Annotated in this window: 22 protein-coding genes; 12 read left to right on the forward strand and 10 right to left on the reverse strand. The window is 73.2% G+C overall.

Annotation, left to right across the window (positions count from 1 at the left end; all coding sequences use genetic code 11):
- Positions 1-61: 61 nt before the first annotated feature.
- The gene (locus tag ACQP1S_RS24290; RefSeq protein ID WP_091238268.1) at positions 62-559 is read left to right on the forward strand and encodes a redoxin domain-containing protein; all 498 of its coding nucleotides are present in this window, start codon (positions 62-64) and stop codon (positions 557-559) included.
- Complete coding sequence (locus tag ACQP1S_RS24295; protein ID WP_432899544.1) at positions 556-1122, forward strand: DsbA family protein; 567 nt, start codon at positions 556-558, stop codon at positions 1120-1122. Before ACQP1S_RS24290 ends, ACQP1S_RS24295 begins: the two co-directional genes overlap by 4 nt.
- A 174-nt stretch (positions 1123-1296) precedes the next feature.
- Here the strand turns inward: ACQP1S_RS24295 and ACQP1S_RS24300 are convergent, their stop codons facing one another.
- Positions 1297-4323 carry a LuxR C-terminal-related transcriptional regulator gene (locus ACQP1S_RS24300; protein WP_432899547.1) on the reverse strand — a complete coding sequence of 1009 codons (3027 nt, stop codon included), beginning with the start codon at positions 4321-4323 and terminating at the stop codon, positions 1297-1299.
- A gap of 226 nt (positions 4324-4549) precedes the next feature.
- Between ACQP1S_RS24300 and ACQP1S_RS24305 the strand changes: the two genes are divergently transcribed.
- From ACQP1S_RS24305 to serS, 6 genes are all read left to right on the forward strand, one after another.
- Positions 4550-4966 (forward strand): hypothetical protein, encoded by a 417-nt coding sequence (locus ACQP1S_RS24305; protein WP_432899550.1) that lies wholly within the window; start codon positions 4550-4552, stop codon positions 4964-4966.
- Positions 4963-6135 carry a zinc-dependent alcohol dehydrogenase gene (locus ACQP1S_RS24310; protein ID WP_432899553.1) on the forward strand — a complete coding sequence of 391 codons (1173 nt, stop codon included), beginning with the start codon at positions 4963-4965 and terminating at the stop codon, positions 6133-6135. Before ACQP1S_RS24305 ends, ACQP1S_RS24310 begins: the two co-directional genes overlap by 4 nt.
- A 29-nt stretch (positions 6136-6164) precedes the next feature.
- Positions 6165-7346 (forward strand): saccharopine dehydrogenase family protein, encoded by a 1182-nt coding sequence (locus tag ACQP1S_RS24315; protein ID WP_432899556.1) that lies wholly within the window; start codon positions 6165-6167, stop codon positions 7344-7346.
- Between the two features lie 55 nt (positions 7347-7401).
- Entirely contained in the window at positions 7402-8493 is a 1092-nt protein-coding gene (locus ACQP1S_RS24320) for a MerR family transcriptional regulator (RefSeq protein ID WP_432899559.1), read from the forward strand.
- Between the two features lie 201 nt (positions 8494-8694).
- Entirely contained in the window at positions 8695-9132 is a 438-nt protein-coding gene (locus ACQP1S_RS24325; RefSeq protein WP_432899562.1) for a pentapeptide repeat-containing protein, read from the forward strand.
- Between the two features lie 710 nt (positions 9133-9842).
- Positions 9843-11129: a serine--tRNA ligase gene (gene serS, locus ACQP1S_RS24330; RefSeq protein ID WP_432899565.1), complete on the forward strand. Its 1287-nt coding sequence runs from the start codon at positions 9843-9845 to the stop codon at positions 11127-11129.
- Positions 11130-11310: 181 nt separating this feature from the next.
- Here the strand turns inward: serS and ACQP1S_RS24335 are convergent, their stop codons facing one another.
- Genes ACQP1S_RS24335 through ACQP1S_RS24350 form a run of 4 tightly spaced genes read right to left on the reverse strand, consistent with a single transcriptional unit; the run spans position 11311 to position 16122 of the window.
- Positions 11311-12165: a cytochrome c biogenesis CcdA family protein gene (locus tag ACQP1S_RS24335; RefSeq protein ID WP_432899568.1), complete on the reverse strand. Its 855-nt coding sequence runs from the start codon at positions 12163-12165 to the stop codon at positions 11311-11313.
- The gene (locus tag ACQP1S_RS24340) at positions 12165-12794 is read right to left on the reverse strand and encodes a redoxin domain-containing protein (protein ID WP_432899571.1); all 630 of its coding nucleotides are present in this window, start codon (positions 12792-12794) and stop codon (positions 12165-12167) included. Before ACQP1S_RS24340 ends, ACQP1S_RS24335 begins: the two co-directional genes overlap by 1 nt.
- 59 nt (positions 12795-12853) lie before the next feature.
- Positions 12854-14320, reverse strand: a complete 1467-nt coding sequence (locus ACQP1S_RS24345; protein WP_091238291.1) for an NADH-quinone oxidoreductase subunit NuoF family protein — start codon at positions 14318-14320, stop codon at positions 12854-12856.
- Positions 14317-16122 (reverse strand): hypothetical protein, encoded by a 1806-nt coding sequence (locus ACQP1S_RS24350; protein WP_432899575.1) that lies wholly within the window; start codon positions 16120-16122, stop codon positions 14317-14319. Before ACQP1S_RS24350 ends, ACQP1S_RS24345 begins: the two co-directional genes overlap by 4 nt.
- A gap of 277 nt (positions 16123-16399) precedes the next feature.
- Between ACQP1S_RS24350 and ACQP1S_RS24355 the strand changes: the two genes are divergently transcribed.
- Together ACQP1S_RS24355 and ACQP1S_RS24360 are read left to right on the forward strand one after the other, a co-directional pair.
- Positions 16400-17287, forward strand: a complete 888-nt coding sequence (locus ACQP1S_RS24355; RefSeq protein WP_432899578.1) for a L,D-transpeptidase — start codon at positions 16400-16402, stop codon at positions 17285-17287.
- A gap of 235 nt (positions 17288-17522) precedes the next feature.
- Positions 17523-18368, forward strand: coding sequence for an alpha/beta hydrolase (locus tag ACQP1S_RS24360; protein ID WP_432899581.1), 846 nt, complete (start codon positions 17523-17525; stop codon positions 18366-18368).
- Positions 18369-18437: 69 nt separating this feature from the next.
- Here ACQP1S_RS24360 and ACQP1S_RS24365 read toward each other — a convergent pair whose 3' ends face one another.
- Entirely contained in the window at positions 18438-18692 is a 255-nt protein-coding gene (locus ACQP1S_RS24365; protein ID WP_091238959.1) for a hypothetical protein, read from the reverse strand.
- Positions 18689-19003 (reverse strand): DivIVA domain-containing protein, encoded by a 315-nt coding sequence (locus tag ACQP1S_RS24370; protein WP_432899584.1) that lies wholly within the window; start codon positions 19001-19003, stop codon positions 18689-18691. The genes ACQP1S_RS24365 and ACQP1S_RS24370 overlap by 4 nt, the downstream gene beginning before the upstream one ends.
- A 362-nt stretch (positions 19004-19365) precedes the next feature.
- Between ACQP1S_RS24370 and ACQP1S_RS24375 the strand changes: the two genes are divergently transcribed.
- Entirely contained in the window at positions 19366-20244 is an 879-nt protein-coding gene (locus ACQP1S_RS24375; protein ID WP_432908275.1) for a helix-turn-helix domain-containing protein, read from the forward strand.
- Positions 20237-20437, forward strand: coding sequence for a DUF397 domain-containing protein (locus tag ACQP1S_RS24380; protein WP_432899587.1), 201 nt, complete (start codon positions 20237-20239; stop codon positions 20435-20437). The genes ACQP1S_RS24375 and ACQP1S_RS24380 overlap by 8 nt, the downstream gene beginning before the upstream one ends.
- Positions 20438-20505: 68 nt before the next feature.
- Here ACQP1S_RS24380 and ACQP1S_RS24385 read toward each other — a convergent pair whose 3' ends face one another.
- The 3 genes from ACQP1S_RS24385 to ACQP1S_RS24395 form a co-directional block, all read right to left on the reverse strand.
- Positions 20506-20673, reverse strand: a complete 168-nt coding sequence (locus ACQP1S_RS24385) for a hypothetical protein (RefSeq protein WP_432899590.1) — start codon at positions 20671-20673, stop codon at positions 20506-20508.
- Positions 20670-20951: a hypothetical protein gene (locus tag ACQP1S_RS24390; protein ID WP_432899593.1), complete on the reverse strand. Its 282-nt coding sequence runs from the start codon at positions 20949-20951 to the stop codon at positions 20670-20672. The genes ACQP1S_RS24385 and ACQP1S_RS24390 overlap by 4 nt, the downstream gene beginning before the upstream one ends.
- A gap of 347 nt (positions 20952-21298) precedes the next feature.
- Complete coding sequence (locus tag ACQP1S_RS24395) at positions 21299-21781, reverse strand: hypothetical protein (RefSeq protein WP_432899596.1); 483 nt, start codon at positions 21779-21781, stop codon at positions 21299-21301.
- Between the last annotated feature and the right edge of the window lie 8 nt (positions 21782-21789).

Consider the following 21789-nt stretch of genomic DNA (forward strand, 5'->3'; position numbering starts at 1 on the left):
CGACCGAGGACCACCCGGGTCGGGTGAGCCGCCCTCACCCGACGCGCCGGAAGGTGGAGACATGACTGGACCCGACGGGCTGATCCGACCCGGGACGCCGGCCCCCGACTTCACCCTGCCGGCCACCCCGGACGGGCGACGGACCGGACCCGGGCAGTTCCGTGGCCGGCCGGTGGTGCTGGCCTTCTATCCCGCCGACTGGTCCCCGGTCTGCGGCGACCAGATGGCGCTCTACCAGGCCGCGATGCCGGAGTTCGCGCGGTACGACGCAGTGGTGCTGGGCATCTCGGTGGACAGCCTCTGGTCGCACCGGGCCTTCGCCGAGGCCCGGGGCGTCCGGTTCCCGCTGCTGGCCGACTTCGAACCCAAGGGCGAGGTGACCCGCGGCTACGGGGTGTACACCCCGCAGGGGCAGGCCGGCCGGGCCCTGGTGGTGGTCGACCCGGCCGGGGCGGTGGCCTGGAGCTACCTGTCCCCCGCCGAGGTGAACCCGGGCGCCGACGGCATCCTCGACGCGTTGGACCAGCTCGGCACCGGGCGGCAGGTGACGGCCCGATGAGAACCCCGTTGCAGGTCACCGCCCGACTCCGGGTACCCGTGACCGAAATCGACCATATTCGTGGGCCACTGGACGCACCGGTCACCATCGTGCAGTACGGCGACTTCCAGTGCCCGTTCTGCGGAGCGGCGCACCCCAACCTGGCGGAGTTGCTGCGGCAGCGCCGGGACACCGTCCGGTTGGTCTACCGGCACTTCCCGATCACCAACCTCCACCCGTACGCCGAACGGGCCGCCGAGGTGGCCGAGGCCGCCGGCCGCCGGGGCCGGTTCTGGGAGATGCACGACTGGCTCTACGAGCACCAGGACCAACTCGATCCCGTTCACCTCTCGCTCGGCGTGGAGCAGCTGGGTCTCCTGCCGGACGAGATCGACGCGGAGGTCGACCGGCACACGTACGGCGACCGGGTCCGGCACGACTTCACCGGCGGCATCCGCAGCGGGGTGAACGGCACCCCCACCCTCTTCATCGGCGACCACCGCCACGAGGGCGGCGTCGACCTACCCGACCTCCTCACCGCAGTAGACGCCACCCCCACCCCCACCCCCACCCCCACCCCCTAACCCCCGCGCCGCGCCGCCCCCGCGCCGCCCCGTCCGCGCTGGCCCCCGGTGATCAAGAGGTTTACGGCAGATTGAAGATCAAAGTTGACGCAAACCTCTTGATCACCGGGGAAAACCGCGGGGCGGGGGAGGCGGGCGGCGGGGGCGGGGGCGGGAGTGAGGGTGGGTGGGGGGTTAGAGGAGGTGGAGGGCTCGGGCTCGGCGGACGGCTTCGCGGCGGCGGGTGGCGTCGAGCTTGCGGTAGATGTTGCGTACGTGGGTCTTGACGGTGTTGACCGACAGGGACAGCTCAGCGGCGATCTCCACGTTGGACAGGATGCTCTGGAGGTAGCGCAGAACGGTCAGCTCCCGTTCGGTGAGCGGCTCGGTCAGCGCCCGTTCCGGACCGCCCGGCCCCCGCTGCGGTTCACCCGGCCCGTGCTCGGCTGGCTGTTCGGCGTCGCGTACCAGGTCGCTGACCGCCGGCCAGTGGGCGGTGCCGGAATCGAGGTGGGCGGCGAGCAGGTCGCGGACCTCCGGTTCGGCCCGGGTGAAGACCCGCCGGTAACCGTGTCGGCCGGACAGGTCCAGCACCCGCTCCAACAGCCGACCGGCCCGGCGCTCGTCACCGCCCCGGCGGGCCAGCACCGCGTCCAGGACACCGGTGGCGAGTCGTACCGACAGCGGCCAGTCGGCGGCACCCGGGGCCTCCCAGTCGGGTAGCGCGTGACCGGCGGCCCGGACGTCACCGGCCCGCAGCTCCACCCGGGCCAGCGCCAACCCCAGCACCGGCACCGGGTCCCGCTCCCGGGCCCGCTCGGCGAGCAACCGACGGGCGGTGTCCAGGTCTCCCTGCTCGCCACGCAGGTCCGCCTCCAGGGCGAGCAGCCGATCGGCCAGTTCCCCACCCCCGGCACGATCTCCCTCCCCGGCCGGCTCCCCACCAGGTGTGGCGCGCGTGCCGGTCAGCTCGTCCCGGGCCCGGCGTACCACCTCGATGGCCACCGCCGGCTCACCGGCGTCGCGCAGCAACGCCGCCCGGCACAGCGCCATCACCGCCCCGACCACGCCCCCACCGGCGACCACCCCGACCGTCGCCACCCCGGCCATGGCCGGGCCCACCGCCACCACCCCCGACACCCCCCCGACCGCCGCCGCGCCGGACACCACCCTGACCATGGCCGCCCCGACCATGGCCGCCCCGACCATGGCCGCCCCGACCATGGCCGTGCCGGCCGCCGCCAGTTCGGCGACGGCCTCCGTGGGCTGGTCCCGGTGCAACGCCACCAGGGCCAGCGTCAGGTGCGCGTAGCCACAGTCGGCCCGACTCGACCATCCCTGGCAGGGAGGCATGACCAGCGCCGCGCGGGCGGTCTCCTCAGCCGGCGACAGCTCGCCGGCGAGGGCGAGCAGCAGTGCCGTCCGGGTCGCGTCGACCAGTTCCGTCCGCGGCCGCCCGGCCCGGCGGGCCGCCGCCAGCGCCCGACCGAACCACGCCCCGGCCACCACCAGCTCCCCCTCGGCCAGCTCGATCAGGCCGAGCGCGGTGCCGGCCACCGCCCGTACGTCCGCGTCCTCCCCGGTCCGGGGGTCGTCATCGGTCGGCGCCACCGCCCCGGGCGGGCTGGCGCCCGTCGGCATCCCCGGGAGATCGACACCGGCGGGTGTCTCCGCCAGGCCGGCAGCGGCGGGCACCCCGGGGAGGCCGGGTCCGGTGGCGGCGGTGGCGGTGGCGGTGGCGGTGGCGAGCAGTCGGGCGGCGGCCCGGCGTACCTCCGGGTGGTCGCCGGCCAGCCGGGCCAGGGTGAGTTCCAGCGCCAGGGCCAGCCGACGGAACCGGTCCCGGCGCGGGGCCGGCAGCGCGCGGGCCGCCGCCACCGCGTCCCGCAACCGGGCGGCCGCCGCCTCCCGGTCGCCCGCGTACGCCCGCTCGGCACCGGCGGCCAGCGCCAGCTCCGGGTCCCGGCGCACCGCCTCGGCGGGCGGCGGCGCAAGTGGGGGTACGTCCGGTGACTCCCGGTCGTACGGCACCAGCTCCGGCCAGTGGGTCAGCAGCAGCCCGGTGGCCCGGTCCCACTGCCCGGCGGTGAGCGCATGACGCAGCGCCTCGGCCGGTCGGTCGTGGTCGGTGTGCCAGTCGGCGGCCCGCCCGTGCAGCGCGGCGCGCTCCCCGTCGGCGAGGTCGGCCAGTTCCTCGCGGAGCAGATCGGCCAGCAACGGGTGCGGCCGGTACCAGGGCGGGTCGCTGTCGTCGCGGTGCAGGAATCCGCTGTCACGGGCCAGCCCGGCCAGCAGTGGCCCGGCATCGGTCCGACCGGTCAACGCGTCGGCCAGGTCGGCGCGGACCGCCGGGCCGACGGCGCAGCGCCGCAGCAGTTCCCGGGCCGGCGTCGGCAACTGCGCCAGCACCTCGGCCCGCAGGTACGCCGCCACGTCCGGGTGGTCACCCCCGAACCGCGCCGCCCACCGCTGCGGATCGGACTGCCCCCGGGCGGCGAGCGCGGCGAACCGCAGACCCGCCGGCCAGCCACCGGTACGGTCCCGCAGCGCGGCGACCGCCACCGCCGGCAACGGCACCCCGTGCGCCACCAGCAGGTCGGCCACCTCGTCGGTGGTGAAGGCCAGCTCGTCGGGGCCGATCTCGGTCAGCTCACCGGCCAGCCGCAGCCGGTGCAGGGCCGGCGGCAGGTCGGTCCGGGCGGCGGCGATCAGGCCCAGCCGCCCGTCGGCGTGCCGCAGCAGGAACTCCAGACCGGTGAGCACGGCCGGGTCGGTGACCCGGTGCAGGTCGTCGACGACGAGCCGGACCGGACGCTCCCGGGCGGCCAGGGCCGCGGCGAGCACCTCCAGTTGGTCGGGCCGCAACGGGACGACCGGCGGCAGGGCGGCCGGTCCGTCCGGTGGCCGCTCGACCACGCCCCGCAGGGCCGCCACGAGGTACGCCCAGAGCCGCTCCCCGCTGTCGCCCGCCTCGACCTGCACCCACGCCGGGGGGTCCTCGGCCGCCGCCCGCGCCCAGGCGGTGAGCAGCGTCGTCTTGCCCCAGCCTGCGGGGGCCCGGACCAGGGTGAGGGCACCGGCGGCCCCGGCGTCGAGGCGGCCCAGCAGCCGGGGCCGCCACAACATCGGCTGCGGTGGGGCGGGCGCGGTCAGCCGGGACGCGAGCAGCGGCGGGTCGGCGGGCACCTCGGCGCTCCCGGTGCTGTTGCGCTGCTGCGGCATCCGCCCTCCCCCCGTCGGCGCGGGCCTCCCCGGTCGGCGGCGGCCACCCGAACCGGCTCACCGCGCTCCGCCTCCGGTCGGCGGCGGTTACCCGACCCGGGGCGGTTCACCCCTTCGGGACGAGCCCGGTTCACCCGGTCCCCACCGACCATGGGCGGATCGGGCAGCCGGTGCCGGGTGACCGGCCGGAGCGCACCGGTCCCGGCGGAAGAGGCGGGTGGTACGGATGGGACGACTGATCCGCGACGGGTTCACCCTCCAGCGGACGCGGAGGGTGGGGACCGACGCCCGGTCAGGCCGCTGGCAGGTGGTCACGGTCGGGGTGTCGGCGGCGGAGCTGCTGCCCGACGGGCGGTGGCCGGAGCCGCTGCGCCCGCTGGCCGACGCGGTGGAGCTGCACCTGCGGCCGGCCCCTGGCGGGCGGGGCACCGAGCTGGCGATCCGGTCGCTCGGCGGGGTGGCCACCCTGCCGGGGATGGCTGCCCATCTGGTCGGCGACGATCCCGACCGCTACCTGCGTCAGGTGTTGCGCGCGGTCCGGCAGCTCGCCGAGACCGGTGAGGTGTTGCGCGCCGACCGGCCGGTCACCGAGCGGCCGGTCGGCCGCCGGCCCGGGGCCGACGACCCGGTGGTGCCCGGATGAGGGCGCTGTGCTGGGAGGGCGTCGACCAGCTCGCGGTACGCCAGGTGCCCGACCCCGAGTTGCGCAACGCCCACGACATGATCGTCCGGGTCCGGCGCAGCGCCACCTGCGGGGCCGACCTGCCGCTGCTCGCCGGTCGGGTGCCGGGGCTCGCCGCCGGGGACGTGCTCGGGCACGAGTTCCTCGGCGAGGTGGCCGAGGTCGGCCCGGCGGTACGCCGGCACCGCGTCGGTGACCGAGTGGTGGTCTGCGCCACCGTGGCCTGCGGGCACTGCTGGTACTGCCGGCAGGGGCTCCACTCCTGCTGCGACAACGGCGCGGCCCCGGGGACGGTCGGCGAGGCGGCCTGGGGGCAGCCCACCGGCGGCTGTTACGGCCGTCCCCGGACCACGGGCGGCTTCGCCGGCAGCCACGCCGAGTACGTCCGGGTGCCGTACGCCGACGTCGGGGCGTTCACCGTGCCCGACCCGGTCAGCGACGACCGGGCGGTCTTCGCCTCGGACGCCGCCCCGGCGGGCTGGATGGGTGCCGAGCTGGGTGCGGTCCGCCCCGGTGACGTGGTCGCGGTCTGGGGCGCGGGTGCGGTGGGGCAGCTCACCGCGCAGGCGGCGACGGTGCTCGGCGCGGACCGGGTGATCGTGATCGACCGTTACCCGGAACGGCTGCGGATGGCCGAACGGCACACCGGTGCCGAAACACTGCACTACGAGCACACTGATGTCCCCGCCGAGCTGCGGGAACGCAGTGGTGGCCGGGGTCCCGACGTCTGTGTGGAGGCGGTCGGGGTGGCCGACGGCGGTGGCCGGCCCGCCTCGCTCGCCGACCGGTTCACCGGCCGGGGCGGCCCGGCCGAGGACCCGCTGGCCGTCCGGGAGGCGGTGCACGCCTGCCGCAAGGGTGGCACGGTCTTCGTCTCGGGCACCTTCACCGGTTTCGTGGACGCCTTTCCGCTGGGGGCGGTGATGAACAAGGGTCTGACCCTGCGGAGCGCCCGGCAGCACGGTCAGCGGTGGATTCCGATGCTGCTGGACCGGATGGCCCGCGACGAGCTACGGACCGAGCACCTGGCGACGCACCGGTTCGACCTGGACCAGGGTCCGGCCGGTTACGCCCTGTTCCGGGACCGCGCCGACGGCTGTGTCCGGACGGTCTTCACACCACACGGGTGACGGCCGGGGGTGGGTGGCACACTCGGCGGATGTCCCACGACCGCCCGTACGACATCGTCCTGTTCGGCGCGACCGGCTTCACCGGCGGGCTGACCGCCGAGTACCTGGCCCGGCATGCCCCGGCCGGGCTGCGCTGGGCGCTGGCCGGCCGCAACCCGGCGAAGCTGGCAGTGGTCCGGGGCCGGCTCGCCGCCATCGACCCGGGGCTGGCCGGGTTGCCGCTGCTCACCGCCGACGTCACCGACGCCGGGTCGCTGCGCCCGGTGGTGGAGTCCACCCGGGTGCTCGCCACCACCGTCGGCCCGTACGTGCACCACGGGGAGCCGCTGGTCGCCGCGTGTGCCGCCGTCGGCACCGACTATCTCGACATCACCGGTGAGCCGGAGTTCGTGGACCTGATGTACGTGCGGCACCATGCCGAGGCGGTGCGCACCGGGGCACGGTTGGTGCACGCCTGCGGCTTCGACTCGATCCCGCACGACCTGGGCGCCTGGTACACGGTCCGGCAGTTGCCGTCGGACGGGCCGATCACGGTGGACGGGTTCGTCCGGGCCGGGGGGAAGTTCTCCGCCGGCACCTACCACTCGGCGCTCACCGCGTTCTCCCGTACCGCGGAGGCGACGCGGGCGGCGCGGGCCCGCCGGGCGGTCGAGCCCCGACCGGACGGACGCCGGGTCCGCGCGGTGCCCGGCAAGGTGGGCCGGTCGGCGGCGACCGGCATGTGGGCGGTGCCGCTGCCCACCATCGACCCGCAGGTGGTCCGCCGGTCCGCCGCCGCCCGCCCGGAGTACGGCCCGGACTTCCGCTACCGCCATTTCGCCGCCGTCAAGCGGCTGCCGACGGTGCTGCTGGCCGGGGCAGGGATGGCCGGCCTCGTCGGGCTGGTGAAGCTGCCGCCGGCCCGGCGCTGGCTGCTCGGCCGGCTCGCCTCCGGGCAGGGCCCGAGCGCGGCGCAGCGGGCCAGGTCGTGGTTCCGGGTGCGGTTCGTCGGCGAGGGCGGTGGCCGCACCGTCCGCACCGAGGTCTCCGGCGGCGATCCCGGCTACGACGAGACCGCCAAGATGCTCGCCGAGTCGGCCCTCTGCCTGGCGTACGACGAACTGCCCGCCACCTGCGGGCAGGTGACCCCGGTGACGGCGATGGGCGACGCGCTGCTGGACCGGTTGGTGAAGGCCGGCATGACGTTCCGGGTCCTCCCGGCGCAGGGCTGACCGCAGCGGTGGCGGTCGGCGGCTTGACCCTCGACCTGGTGGAGGCCACAGCATCATGGGCGTGGAGAGCGAGCTGCTGAGTATCGGCGAGCTGGCCCGGGCCAGCGGCCTGACGGTCAGCGCGCTGCGGTTCTATGACCGGTGCGGGGTGCTGCCCCCGACGCTGGTCGACCCGGTGAACGGTTACCGCTGGTACACCGGCGCGCAGGTGGCGCCGGCCCGGCTGGTGGCCGGGCTACGTCGGGTCGGCATGCCGTTGGCCGAGATCACCGCCGCGCTGCGACTGCGACAGGAACCTGCGCAGGTCGGGCGGCTACTCGACGCGCACCTGCGCCGGTTGGAGGACGGTCTCGCCGACGCCCGCCGCGAACTCTCCCGGGTCCGCGCCCTGATCTATCCCGAGGAGTATCCGATGACCACCAGAATCGTGCTGTCCCGCGCCGAGCTGGCCGCTGCCGTCGACGCCGTCCGGTTCGCCGTCGGCAACGACCCCGAACTGCCGGTGCTCACCGGTGTGCTGCTGGACGTGGAGTCCGACGGCCTGCGGCTGGTCGCCACCGACCGGTACCGGATGGCGCTGGCCCGCGCCGGCGGCCAGGTGGACGGCCCGCCGGTCCGGGCGCTGCTCCCGGCGGCGGCCGTTGACGAGTTCCGGGCGCTGCTGGGCGCTGCCACGCAGGCGCAGGCACATCTGACGATCGCCGATGGCCGGGTCAGCGTCACCGTCGCCGGTGCCGAGGCCAGCTCGACGGTCCTGCCGTACGAGTTCACCGACTACCGGCGGCTGCTGCACCGGCCGGCGGGCGCACCGGCCCGGCAGGTCCCGGTCGACGTGGCGACCCTGCGCGCCGCACTGCGGGCCAACACTCCCACGGTCACCCGGGAACACGAGGGGGTGCCGCTGCCGGTGACCGTGCTCGGGGTGGACGACCGCAACGGGCTACGCCTCGTCGACGCCACCGAGCTGGCCGGGCCGGACCGAGCCGACCTGCTGGTCGGAGTGAACGGGGACTTCCTGCTCGACGCCCTGGAGGCCGCCGGTGGCCCGCAACTGGTGCTGGAACTCGACGGCCCGATCGCCCCGTTGGCCGTCCGCCGGCCCGGAGACGACGACACCTTCTCGATCCTGATGCCGATTCGCCTCTGACCGCGCGGATCAGCCGGCTGTCCTGTCCTCTGCATCGGCCTCCGCCAGCAGACCCGGGCCGACCGGCCGCACCCCGCCTCCCCCACGCCTCCGCGACCCGCCCTGCCCGACCGAGTCCGGGCTCCACCGGCACCACCCCCGGCCGGCCGCTGGCGGCGCCGATGCCTCGGCTGCCGCCGGTGATGACGGTGACCGGAGCCAATGCGCCGAGAGCCCCAGCATCACGCGGCCTACTTCCGGGCGGCCTACTTCCGGGCGGCCTACTTCCGGGCGGCCTACTTCCGCGCGGCCTACTTCCGCGCGGCCTACTTCCGCGCGGCCTACTTCCGGGCGGCCTACTTCCGGGCGGCCTACTTCCGCGCGGGTCGGCTCGGGCCTGCCGGCCAGCGCTGGCGGGCGGGTCGGCTCGGGGCCTGCCGGCCAGCGCTGGCGGGCGGGACCAGCGCTGCGGACAGGACGCGCTGCGAACGGGGTGACCGGCTGCGGACGCCCTGCTCCCGGAGCCCGACTCCGGCGGCCCACACCCCGGCAGTGGCCCGACCGGGTGGCGGCCGGCCATCGGGTGACCCGCATCGACAAGGGGCCAACTGCGGGAGCCACCAGCGGACGACAGTACCCACTGACGATTACGGAAGGTAACAAGCGACCCTCCCTACCTACTCTCCTGCGCACACTTTGCTCTGCTGCCACGGACGCGACAGCCACGAGGGGTGACCGTCGCGTCGACGGCAGCAGAGCAAAGTGGGTGAGTGAGGGTGGTGAGGGGTGTCGAGGCGGTGCGGGATATGACCTGTTCAGCCGCGGTCTGGGTCCCAAAAAACTGCCAGTGCGCGGTCGAGCGCCGCTTCGGCAATCACTTAGAGTGATATTGCCAGGTTATTTACCCTCTTATCACTGTGGGTTACGGCAGGATTTGGCGGTGGCATGTGTCGAGATCGGACGGGCTTTGTTTCCTCCGACCTCGCAGGCCGGCAATGAGCGGCCAGCACGGCCGAAACGATGGCGACTGGGGGGTGCGGGCTGCCCGACGAAACGCCGGTCGGCAGCGGTAAGCGCACCACGACCAGGCAGGGCAGGCAGGCAGGCAGGCAGGCAGGGGGAGCCTAGGGCCAACACCAGCGCACGGGCCATCCAGCTCAGGACCGGCCACGCGCGGCCCAGGCGCCAGCAAAGACCAGGTACAGGCCAGGTGCCGGCACAGATATCGGCGCGCACGCAGCGTCGGCGGCGCGGGGGCGTCCGGCGGGGGCGTCCGGCCGGGGCGTCCGGCCGGGGCCGGGGGCCGGCGGGCGCGACGGTAGCATCGGAGGGTCCCACCCCGACCGCCTGGACGGAGCGTACGGAGCAGCATGCTCGACATGGAGTTGATCCGGAAGGATCGCGAGGCGGTGGCGACCGCGCTGGCGAAGCGGCTGGATCCCGCCGAGGTCAATCGGGTCCTGGACGACATCCAGCGACTCGACCAGGAGCGTCGCGCCCTGATCACGGAGATCGACGCCGAGCGGCAGCGCCGCAAGGCCGAGGCCCGGGCGTACGCGCAGGCGAAGCGGGCCGGCACCACGCCGGAGTCCGTCGCGCCGGAGGCCGAGCGTAAGCAGCTCGCCGAGCTGGAGTCCCAGCTGGACGAGGTGCAGTCCCGGCTGCGCGGCACGATGAGCGAGCTGCCCAACCTGCCCGCCGACGACGTCGTGCCGGGCGGCAAGGAGGCCAACCGGGTGGTGAAGACCTTCGGCGAGCCCCCGGTCATCGAGAAGATCCGCGACCATGTGGAGCTGAGCCGCGCGCTCGGCCTGGTCGACCACGAGCGGGGCGTCAAGCTCGGTGGTTCGGGCTTCTGGATGTACACCGGCCTGGGCGCCCGGCTGGAGTGGGCGCTGATCAACTGGTTCATCGACGAGCACGTGCGGGCCGGCTACGAGTTCCTGCTCCCGCCGCACCTGCTGCTGGACACCGCCGGTTTCGCCGCCGGCCAGTTCCCGAAGTTCTATGACGACGTCTACCACCTGGACCGGGAGTCCGCCCCGCGCGGGCAGTTCCTGCTGCCCACCTCCGAGACCGCCATCCTCGGCGCCTACCAGAACGAGATCCTGGAGACGCCGAAGCTGCCGCTGAAGGCGTTCGCGTACACCCCCTGCTACCGGCGGGAGGCGGCCGGTTCGCACTCGGATGAGCGCGGCACCGTGCGCGGGCACCAGTTCAACAAGGTGGAGATCTTCCAGTTCACCCTGCCGGAGCAGGCCGACGCGGCGCTGGAGGAGATGCTCGGCCACGCGGAGAGCCTGGTCGAGAAGCTGGGCCTGCACTACCAGCGCAGCCTGCTCTCCGCCGGTGACGCCAGCGCATCGATGAAGAAGACCCTCGACATCGAGGTGTGGATGCCGAGCACCGGCAAGTACAAGGAGGTGTCGTCGGTCTCCTGGGCCGGTGACTACCAGGCCCGCCGCGCGGCCATCCGATACCGCGAGCCGGGCGGCAAGCAGACCCGCTTCGTGCACACGCTCAACGGGTCGGCGCTGGCCACCAGCCGGCTCTTCCCGGCCATCCTGGAGCAGTTCCAGCAGCCCGACGGCTCGGTGCTGGTGCCCGAGGTGCTCCGCGACCGGCTCGGCACCGACCGCCTCACCCCGCTGCGCTGAGGCTTCCGGTGAGGGGCGGGGCCTCCGGGCTCCCGCCCCTCACCGCACGCACTGCCGACCACCGCACGCACCACCCCGGCGCGCGGCCGGGCAGACCATCCCGGCGACCACCGACCCGCCGCGCACGCCACCTGGTCGACCGGCCGCGCACGCCACTGCGGCGACGACCGACCCGCCGCGTTCACACCCGTTCGGTGTCACCGGCCCGGGTGCGGCTGCGGTGCAGCAGTGCCGCCACCGCGAGCAGCCCGACCAGCAGCCCGGCGAGCACCACCGGCCCGGCCGCATCCAGGGTCGTCACCAGCATTCGTTGGACCCGGGCCGCGCCGACGACCACCGGGTCGCCGAAGGCGTCGTGCCGACCCCGGGCGAGCCGGACCTCGTACCAGCCGTACCAGGCGACGTAGCCGCCGGCGACGAGCAGCACCAGGCCGCTGAGGCGGGGCACCCAGGCACCGGCCCCGCGCAGCCCGCGTACCACCCGGCCACGGAGCAGGGCCACGCCGAGCGCCGCCACCGCCACCACCAGACCCATCCCGATCGCGTACGCGACGAACAGCGCCAGGCCGCGCAGGGTCGAGCCGGCCTGGAGGCTGGTCACCACGATCGCCAGGAACGGCGCGATCGAGCAGCTCAGCGACGCCAGCGCGTACGCCATGCCGAACAGCGCCATGGACGGCAGCGAGCGGGTCAGCCGGGGCGCGCGGGCCGACGGACGCGGGGTGGGCAGCCGGCGGCCGGCGAGCAGCCACAACCCGAGCGCCAGCAGGCCCAGCCCCAGTGTCACGGTCAGCCACGGCAGCCGGGGGCGCAGCCAGTCGGCCAGGGGCGCGACGGCCAGTCCGAAGGCGCCGAACACCACGACGTACCCGCAGGTCAGGCCGGCCGCCGCGGTGAGCGCCCGGCCGATCGCGCCCCGGCCGTCCGGCGGCCCGGCGACCAGCAGCGACAGGTACGCCGGCAGCATCGCGAAGCCGCACGGGTTGACCGCGCCGAGCATCCCGGCGGTCAGCGCGAGCAGCAGCGGGCCGGTCATCAGCCGGCCAGGGCGGCGACCCGGCGGGTCAGGTCCTCACCGTCGAGGAAGCCCTGGTGGACGACCTTCCCGTCCCGATCGATGATCAGGAAGGTGCTCTGTTCGACGATCTCGAAGCGACGCCACAGCGCGCCCGCCCGGTCGTCGATCTGCGTGGTGCCGCCGAGTTCGAACTCGGTGACGAAGCTGCGCATCGCCTTCTGCTCGCCGAGGCCGGCCACCCCGACGATCGGCACGGTGTCCCGGTACTTCGGGGCGATCTCGGCGACCGTCCACGCCTGGCTGGCGCAGGTGGCGCACCACGGCGCCCAGAACCAGAGCACCACCGGCCGGCCGGCCAGGGCGGCGGCGGAGAAGGCCGTACCGTCGAGGGTCTTTGCGGTGAAGCGCAACGCGTCGGGCACCGGGGCGGGTGCGCCGGTCGCGGTGGGTGCGCCGGTCGGGGTCGGCCCGGCGGACAACGGCGACGAGGTGGCGATCGGCACGGCGACCTCGGCGGCGGGTTGCGCCGACGTCGGCCCGACGGCGCACGCCGAGGCGGCCAGCAGGGTGCCGGCCAGGGTGGCGGCGACGGCGAGCCGGGCGGCCGGGCGGCCACCCGGCCGAGTCCTGGGGTACGACGACCGCATCCGAATCTCCTCTCGGTGGTGCTACGTGACCTGGACGGTGCCGGGTGACCTCGACGGTGCTACTTGACCTCGACCAGCCGCAGCGCGAGTTCGGGGCAGACCTTGACGGCCTTCATCGCCCCCTCCTTCAGCCAGGTCGGCACGGGGGTGGGCGGGAAGGCGGGGTAGCCGTTGGCGTCGAGCCGGATGAAGTCCGGTACGACGTGGGCGCAGAGCCCGTGCCCGTCGCAACGGGACCAGTCCAGGGTGAGCATCTTGGGGTTGGCGTCGGGGGCGCCGGGCAACCCCATCACGCCCTTGACCCGTTTGCCGCACCCCTCACCGGTGGTGTGCTGCCGCAGGTCGTCGGCGAACACCTCCATCGCGGAGAGCGCGAAGCGGGAGGTGCCGTCGGGGTGGCTGCACGCGCCCCGGCCCTTCACGTCGCCGGCGGCGGCCCGGACGACCTCCACCGGGGCGCTGCCGGAGACCGCCAGGTCGACGGCGCGGGCCAGGTCGGGCAGGCCCCGCTTGCACGGCCCGCACTGGCCGGCGGACTCCCCGGCCAGGTAGCGGACCACCTGGGCGGCCTCGCCGAGCGGGCAGGTGTCCCGGCCGAGCGGGATGATGATGCCGGCGCCGAGGGTGCCGCCCACGCTGGTGAGGCTCTTGCGGGTGAGCTCGGCCCGCTGCGCCGCCTCCCAGGTGATCCAGCGACCGTGGTAGCCGCCCATCAGGATGCCCGGCCCCTCCGGCACCTCGCACAGTTCGAGGATGTCCCGTAGCGGGGTGCCGGCGGCGCACTCCACCACGGCGGCGCGCTTGGCCTGGCCGGTCACGGTGAGCAGCACGGTGCCCGGCTCGTCGTCGGTGCCGAGCGCCGCGTACTCGTACGGGCCGAGCCGGGCGGCGATCGCCACCTGGGCGTACGTCTCGGCGTTGGACAGCAGGGTGGGCAGGTTGCGTACGCCCGAGTCGCTGGACCGCTTCTTGGTGCCCGGCGGGATGTGCGGCAGTCCGTTGATCCCGTTGACCAGCGCGCCGCCCTCGCCGGAGATGAACCGGTGCGGCACGGTGACGATGGTGGTGGGCACCGGCATCCGGCGTTCGGCGAGGGCCTCGGTGAGCGATTCCCGGCCGATCAGGTCGTCGGCGACGCAGAGCACGATCTCCTCGGCGTCCAGCGCGTAGGCGGACAGCGCGGCGCCGTCGAGGATCAGGTGCGGGGCCCGGGTGAGCAGCACCTTGTCCTTCCAACTGGCCGGTTCCCCCTCGGTGGCGTTGACCACCACCACGGCGGGCAGGTCCTGCCGTTCACAGGACTCCAGCACCGCCTTGAACTTGCGGTAGAACGGGAAGCCGGCCCCGCCCTTGCCCTTGAGCTGGATGGCCTCGGCCAGCCGGAGCAGGTTGGCGGGTTCCATCGGGCCGATCGGGCCGTGCTCCATCTCGTGTGCCATCAGGTCGAGCCGGCCGTACTCGGCGAAGCCGGCGGTGAGCCGGGGCTCGCCGATGCAGGCGACCGGGGGCACCTTGGTACGCATCACTTGGCTTCACCGCGCAGCCCGGCCCAGTACGCCCCGTCGACGGCGTCCGCGTTGGCCTTGCCCTTGCGCCGGCTCCGGCCGTCGCCGGTGGCCTTGCGGGCCCGCCGGGAGGCCAGGTCGACCAGGGTCGGGGTGTCGTCGACCGGGATGTCGTCGGCGACGTAGCGGGCCGGCGGACGCCAGTAGTCCGGCTCCTCGGGCACGTCCGGCTCGACGCTGTGCCGGCCGGAGCCGCTGCGCGGGGCGGCGGAGATCGGTTCGGCCGAGACGGGGCGGTTGGACTCCGACCACCGGCTCGGGCTGTCCCACGGCTCCTCGGGCTCCTCGGTGCGCCGCCGGGGCGGTGCCGAGTAGCGGGCGGCCAGGTCGTCGTCGTCGCGTCGGGCCCGGCGACCGGTGGAGACCGGGGCGATGTCCTCTTCGTACCGGGAGCGACGGGTGCCCGACACCGGGGCCACGTCCTCCTCGTACCGGGCGCGGCGGCCACCGGAGACCGGGGCGACCTCCTCCTCGTACCGGGAGCGACGGGTGCCCGACACCGGGGCCACGTCCTCCTCGTACCGGGACCGGCGACTGCCGGAGACCGGGGCCACATCCTCCTCGTAGCGGACGCGACGGGTGCCCGACACCGGGGCCACGTCCTCCTCATAGCGGGACCCGCGGGTGCCCGACACCGGGGCGACGTCCTCCTCGTAGCGGGACCGGCGGGTGCCCGACACCGGGGCGACGTCCTCGTCGCGGCGGCGGGGCCGTTCGTCGCGCTCTTCGCGTTCGACGGTCCGGCGGCGGGCGGCCGGTTCCAGGTCGCGCTCGCGGCGGGGGGCCGGCGGCGTCTCCCGGGCGGGTCGGCCACCGCGGACGGGTTCCCGCAGGGTGCCGGGCTCGGGCACCACCGGAACGGTGAACCGCTCGGGGTCACGACGCCGGGCGGCGCCGGTCGGCGCGTTCCACGACGGGGCCAGGGCGACCTCGGCCCAACCCGTCCGGCTCTCCCTGGTCTCCTCCTCCTTCTTACGGCCGAGCCCACTGAGCAGCGTCCGACCCTTGCCCTCCTCGGTCGCCTTGGCGGTCATCGCCTTGTTCAGCGCGGCGGCCTGCTGCTGCTCGCGGGTGCGCTTGCCGAGGTAGACCGACAGCCGCACCATCAGCGCCACCACCACCAGCAGGACGCAGGCCAGGTAGCTGAGCACCACCCAGGACTTGGCGGCGCGGCCGGCGTTGAGGCCGTGGAACAGGGCGAACGGCCAGGAGAGGTAGGCCAGGGAGTGCAGGCTGCGCCAGAACCACTTGGGGCCGACGCCGGCGAAGCGGACCCGGACGATGCCGGTCCAGAAGACGCTCACCATGAGGAACGCGGCCACCGTGCCGAAGCCGACGTAGAGCCCGCTGCCGCCGATGAACGGGACCACGGCGTCGCTGGGCCCGGCCCGGCCGATCGCGATCTTGGTGATGACGTGGAACACCAGGCCGGCGACGGCGAGGACACCGGTGGCCCGGTGCGCGGACTGGAGCAGCACCCGGTGCCGGATCATGAGAACCAGCCGGTCGGTGGCGAGCAGGCCCATCATCACGGTGAGGCTGAGCGCCACCAGGGTGACCACCCCGGCGAAGAACTCGGTGAAGAAGAACCCGTACGCGTACATCACCGCACCGTTGCCGGTCATCTCCACGCCCGCCCAGAGCAGGCCCAGCGCGGACGCCACCATCAGTGCCAGCACGGATTTCGACACGGTCCGGACACCACGGCTACTGGTGGAGGTCCGGACGGTCGCGGCCTTCTCGTTCTGCTTTGCCCGGGCCATCTGCTCCTCGATCGTCTAACGGCGGCGCCACCACCGGCCGACCTTGCTCCCACCTCCAGTACGGACCTCCGGCGCGTACGGATCAGTGCGGGTGGTGAAAATTCTCGGTGGATTGTCGAACCACCCCGGCCCGGCGCACGTGTAGCCCCCGGCGCACCGCGTCGACAGCGCCCGGCGCAGCGACGGCCGTCCATCCGCTGACCGGCACCGCCCCTCGGGAACCCGCGTCCGGACGATTCACGCCAACCGGAAGCTCTGCACCCGTTAGTCTTGCTTTGTGCTGTTTGACCGAATGATTGACCGGTGGGGGCGTGGTCCGCTCGCCGCCGTCGTCGGCGTACCGGCGCTGCTGGTGCTGACCCTGCTGGTCGGCGCGGCGCTGCGGTACGACGCACCCGCACCGACCCGCCGGGCCGCCCCGCCACCGACCGCGACCGCCGCCCCGGCCGAGGACGAGACCGTGCCGCCCGCCGCACCGGCCCCCGCCGGGCTGCCGGTGATCGACTACGACCCGGCACCCGCCGGCTTCCCGGCCGACCCGCGTCCGCTCGACGTGACCCCGTTGACCGAGGGGCTCACCCCGACCCGGAACATCGCCGCGTACGACGCACCCGGCGGACGACCCCGCGCCCTGCTCGCCCCCACCATCAACGGTGTCGAGCTGACCATGCCGGTGGTGGAACGCCGGACCGGCTGGACGGCGGTCCTGCTGCCCTCGGCGAGCCGCCGACTGGCCTGGCTCCCGGCGGGCGGCTGGACCCCGGTGGCCCTGCGTGACCAGCTCGTGGTGCAGCGGCGGACCCACCGGCTCACCTGGTACCGGCACGGCAGCCCGCAGCACACCTGGCCGGTCAGCCTCGGCCTGCCCGGCCAGGAGACCCCGCTCGGCCGGACCTTCATCCTCGGCACCACGCCCCCGCCCGAGCCGGTCTACGGCGGGGTGGACGTCTTCGCCCTCGGCGCGATCCCCGACGACCTGGACGCGGTGCCCACCGGCCTCAAGGGCGCACACATCGGCCTGCACACCTGGCAGGACGACGACACCCTCGGCGAGAACGTCACCAACGGCTGCATCCGGCTGACCCGCACCGCCCAGCAGACCCTCCTCGACGAGGTCCGCCCCGGCACCGAACTGGTCGTCGTCGACACCCTCCCCACCTCCTGACCCCCGCCCCCTCCCCCGCCCAGGCCACCCCGGCCGGCCCCAGCCACCCCGGTGATCAAGAGGTTTGCGACAAAATCCGGCCGGCGGATGACGCAAACCTCTTGATCACCGGGTGCATCCGCATGAGGTGACAGCGGCCGATCGGGGTGGGGTGTGGCTGGTCGGCGGGGGCATCGGGGGGTGGAAGGTGGGTATGCGGCCGGGGTTGGGGGTGGGTGAGGTCGGGGAGGACGGCATGGGGAACACGTCGGGCGGGCGGGTCGACACGGTGGTGTTCGTGCACGGGCTGTGGATGACACCGCGCAGCTGGGAGGGGTGGGCCGAGCGGTACGCCGCACGCGGGTTCCGGGTGCTCGCCCCGGCCTGGCCGGGCTTCGACCGGGAGGTGACCGCGCTGCGGGCCGACCCGGGCACGATCGCGGGAACGACCCTGCGGCAGGTGATCGACCACTACGCGGCGGTGCTCCGCGAACTGCCCGGCCCACCGATCGTGATCGGCCACTCGTTCGGCGGGCTGGTCGCCCAGGTGCTGGCCGACCGGGGTCTCGGCGCGGCCACCGTGGCGGTCGCGTCCGCGCCGGTCAAGGGGGTGCTCCGGCTGCCGATCAGCACGCTGCGGGCGTCGTACCCGGTGTTGCACAGCCCGGTCAACCGGCACCGGGGGGTACAGATCAGCCCGGACGAGTTCCGCTACGCCTTCGGCAACACCCTCCAGCCGGACGACTCCGACCGGGCCTGGCGGCGCTACGCCGTCCCCGCCGCCGGTCACGTGCTCTTCGAGGGGGCGTTCGCCAACCTCGACCCGCACTCCGCCGCGACCGTCGACACCGGCCGCGACGACCGGCCGCCGTTGCTGCTGATCGCCGGCGGCGAGGACCACGTGTCCCCGCCGTCGCTGGTCAAGGCGAACGCCGGGCTCTATCAGAAGTCGCGGGCGGTGACCGCGTACCACGAGTTTCCCGGCCGCTCCCACTTCACTGTGGGTGAGCCGGGCTGGGAGGCGGTCGCCGACTACGCCCTGGACTGGGCGGTGCGGATGACGCAGGCCCCGGCGACGGCGGGCAACGCCCCCCGCCGGTGAGCCGGACGGCACCGTAGCGTCACGGTCGGTCGGCCCGGACGCGCGGCGCCGCCCTCACCGGATGCCCGCTCACCGCCACCCGCGCCGCCGGGAGCACTCGCCGTCGTGGTCGGGGCGGAGCAGACAGCGCCGACCACCGGAGAGCAGCCGGTCACAGAACACCCAGTGGCGGGCGTTCTGGTCGTCCTCGGCGGAGACGGTGGTGCCGCCCGGGTCGGTCTGCGGCAGGACGTGCGTCCAGTGCGCCACCACCCGGGCCAGCCGTTGTGCGGAAAGCAGGTCGTTGGCGACCACCGGCAGGTGGATGACGAAGCGCCCGGTCACCGGTCCCACTCCCGCTCGTTGCGGCCGTGCGCCCGCTCGGCTTGCAGCTGGCACAGCGCGATCCTGACCCGGCCGGCCTCCCGCCGGCTCTGCCGCAGCGCGTCGTAGACGGCGGCCAGTTCCCCGGCGACCTGGTCGAGGAACTCCCGCACCTCCTGCGGGTCGAGCCCGCGCCGCCCGAACCGCGCCGGCCGGAACCGCCGCTCCCGCACCTGCCACGGCAACAACCGAGGGGGTACGGCCGGACGACGCCCCACCGACGCCGGCAACGGTCGTCGGCCCTCCGGCATCCGGCGGAAGAAGTCACGCATGACGGAACCTGCCTCTCCTGAAGATCGACCCGGGCTGGGGTGGATCCACCGGCCCGCCGCGCACCGGCGGACCCACCCCGCGCACCCGCCGTCGCAGCACTCACCAACTACCCGACAACGGGGCTCAGATGGTCGCTGAGCAGCGGGAACTTCCCAACGACCGCCGAAGCAGTCAAACACCGGAAGCCACTGATTGCAACGTCTCAATTGCACTGCGCGACGGCACCGCTAGCTACAGATAGGCACCCTGTGTAATGTGTCCATTACTGCGGAGACGCGGGGCCGTCGAAAATGGACGGGAGGGCGTTCAGGTCAGCCGAGCCGGGAGGACGATGGTGTCACAATCCGTGACCGGGACGACGATGCTCCGACGCCAGATCGGGCGGAAGTTCGAGTCGTTGCGCAGGGCGGCCGGGCTGACGATGGAGCAGGCGGCCGAACGCCTGGACCGGGCACGGGCCACCCTGCACCGGATCGAGAACGGTGCCGAGCACGTCCGCTACCGGCAGGCCGACGTGCAGCAGATGCTCGACCTCTACGGGGCCTCCGCCGGGGACAGCGAGTTGCTCCTGGCCATGACGGCGGCCACCCGGGAGAACAAGAACTGGTGGCACGACTACGTCGGCTCCGGCTTACCCCGCTGGTTCCAGCTCTACATCGGACTTGAATCGGCCGCGATCAGTCTTCGGCAGTACCAGGCCGAGCTGGTCCCAGGGCTGCTCCAGACGCGAGCCTACGCCGAGCAACTCTTCCGAATGCCCGGCGGGGCAATCAACTCTGAGTCCATCGAGGATCAGCAACGTGCCGTGCAACTCAGGATCGATCGGCAGTCCCTCCTTACCCGGTTCTCCGCTCCACAACTCTGCGTGATAATCAACGAAGCCGTGTTGCGGCGGCAGGTCGGCAACGCCACGATCATGGCGGAGCAGCTTCGCCAGATCATCAAGGCATCAGAGCTACCTAACGTAACCGTGCGAGTGCTAACTTTTTCTGCTGGGCTACACGCCGGAGCAATGACGGGAGCCTTCTCGATCCTGGAATTCCCGCACGACGGCAGTGGTCAGGAGGTGGAGCCACCAGTGACGTACCTGGAGACGGCCACCGGAGCGATCTATCTCGACAAGTCACACGAGACGGCCGCCTACAACGCCATCTGGGCGGACATGATGAACCGCGCTCTCAACGAATCCCGATCCATCAGCCTGATCCAGCAAGCCGCAGAGGAGTACGACCGTGCCTGACCTGACCGGCGCTGTCTGGCGCAAGTCCACCCGCAGCAACAACGGCGGCGAATGTGTCGAGGTCGCCGCCAACCTCCCCGCCGTCGTCGGACTGCGCGACAGCAAGGACCCGGCTGGTCCCGCTCTCGCCTTCGCACCCCGGGCATGGACGCGATTCCTGACCAGCGTCAAGCAGCAGCCGCCCCAGGGCTGAAGGAGACCGGAACCGTCCCGGCTGCACCAGCGCAGGTAAAGCCTGCCTGACCGTTCGACCGTGTCGGCCTACCCACCGGGCAGGCCGGCACGCACTGTCACCGCCGGCCCGAACGCGAGTACCCACAACTGCTGCTCCGAGTCCTCCTCGACGCGCGTGAGCATGGCACCGTATTCGACACTGGTTCCCGAACCGGAAGCGAGCAGCGCAGAGGCGTCGAGGAGCAGGCTGTTCACGCCGAAGCGCTTCCGTCCTCGTCGAACTGGCGAAGCCATTCGAGATTCCGGGCATGCTGCTCTTCACTGATCGGTGGCAGAGCTGCCAGTCGACTCCTCGTCGACTCAACGTCGTCATCGGTGACGATGCAACCGAGCTGCGCCCGGCGCACCCGGAGGCCGTCCGCCCGCATTCTCCGACGGAGGAGTCCCGCGATGAAACCGGGCCTGTTGCCCTGGGCGCGTTCGACGTAGGCGGCCACGTCGTCGGGCAAGCTGATCGTGATACTGCGAGTCATACGCTTAGCATGAGTGCCGCATACTGACGATCGACCCCATCACGTCAGGACGCGCCGTCACCGCCGCCCAACCGCTGCCACAGGAAGCGCAGAGTCAACGCCCACAGGAACGCCCGCTGCCCGTAGTTGCCCGCTGCCCGCGCCTACCCTCGGCGTGCTCGTAGGTGGCCGCGACTTGCGCATCATGGCGAAGCTGGACTTTCCGGACGTCACGCCGCCCATCTCTGGGAACTCGATCGACAGACCATTCTGATGAATCGCAGCCCGGGTCGGAGGCGCGTTGCGAGTGCCGCTACGTAGCGGCCGAGTGGCCGCCGGGCTGCATTGGTGTTCTGAAATCCGGCAAGCTAATTCAGTACCAGAATCAGGTCGAGCCCTTGATCCGGGTGATAAGTCCAAGAGGCGCGAACCTCTCCCCACTGAGCCGACTGCTTGCCGTCCAGAGCACGAGTTGAATCCATCTCAGAAAGAACGTGATCGGGCGTGCCCAGCTCATTTAGGATGCATACAATATCCGTGTAGGCTAGACCGGAATCCTCCTTACCTCCACCATTCAAGGTCAGCGAATTACCCCCGTCTCCGATGCGTGCGTCCACTGATGCAACTGAACACTTATCAGTTGCCAGGACCAGCTTGGACTTGCCCTGCTCCGCACCGGCAGCATCAGAGGAATTGAACACCAACGCGCCCACGCCAAGCCCAGCGGCAAACAGAAGAATGCCTCCCCCGACCACAAGTAAGGGTTTCCACACCCGGCCCAGACGCGCGGGCTTCCGAGGGGGCGGAGAACCTAGCGACTCAGCAAGGGCACTCAACTCTTCGGAACTCATCGAACTAA

Origin of the sequence: Micromonospora matsumotoense (assembly GCF_050951065.1) — a bacterium.
GTDB classification, from domain to species: Bacteria; Actinomycetota; Actinomycetes; order Mycobacteriales; family Micromonosporaceae; genus Micromonospora; species Micromonospora matsumotoensis.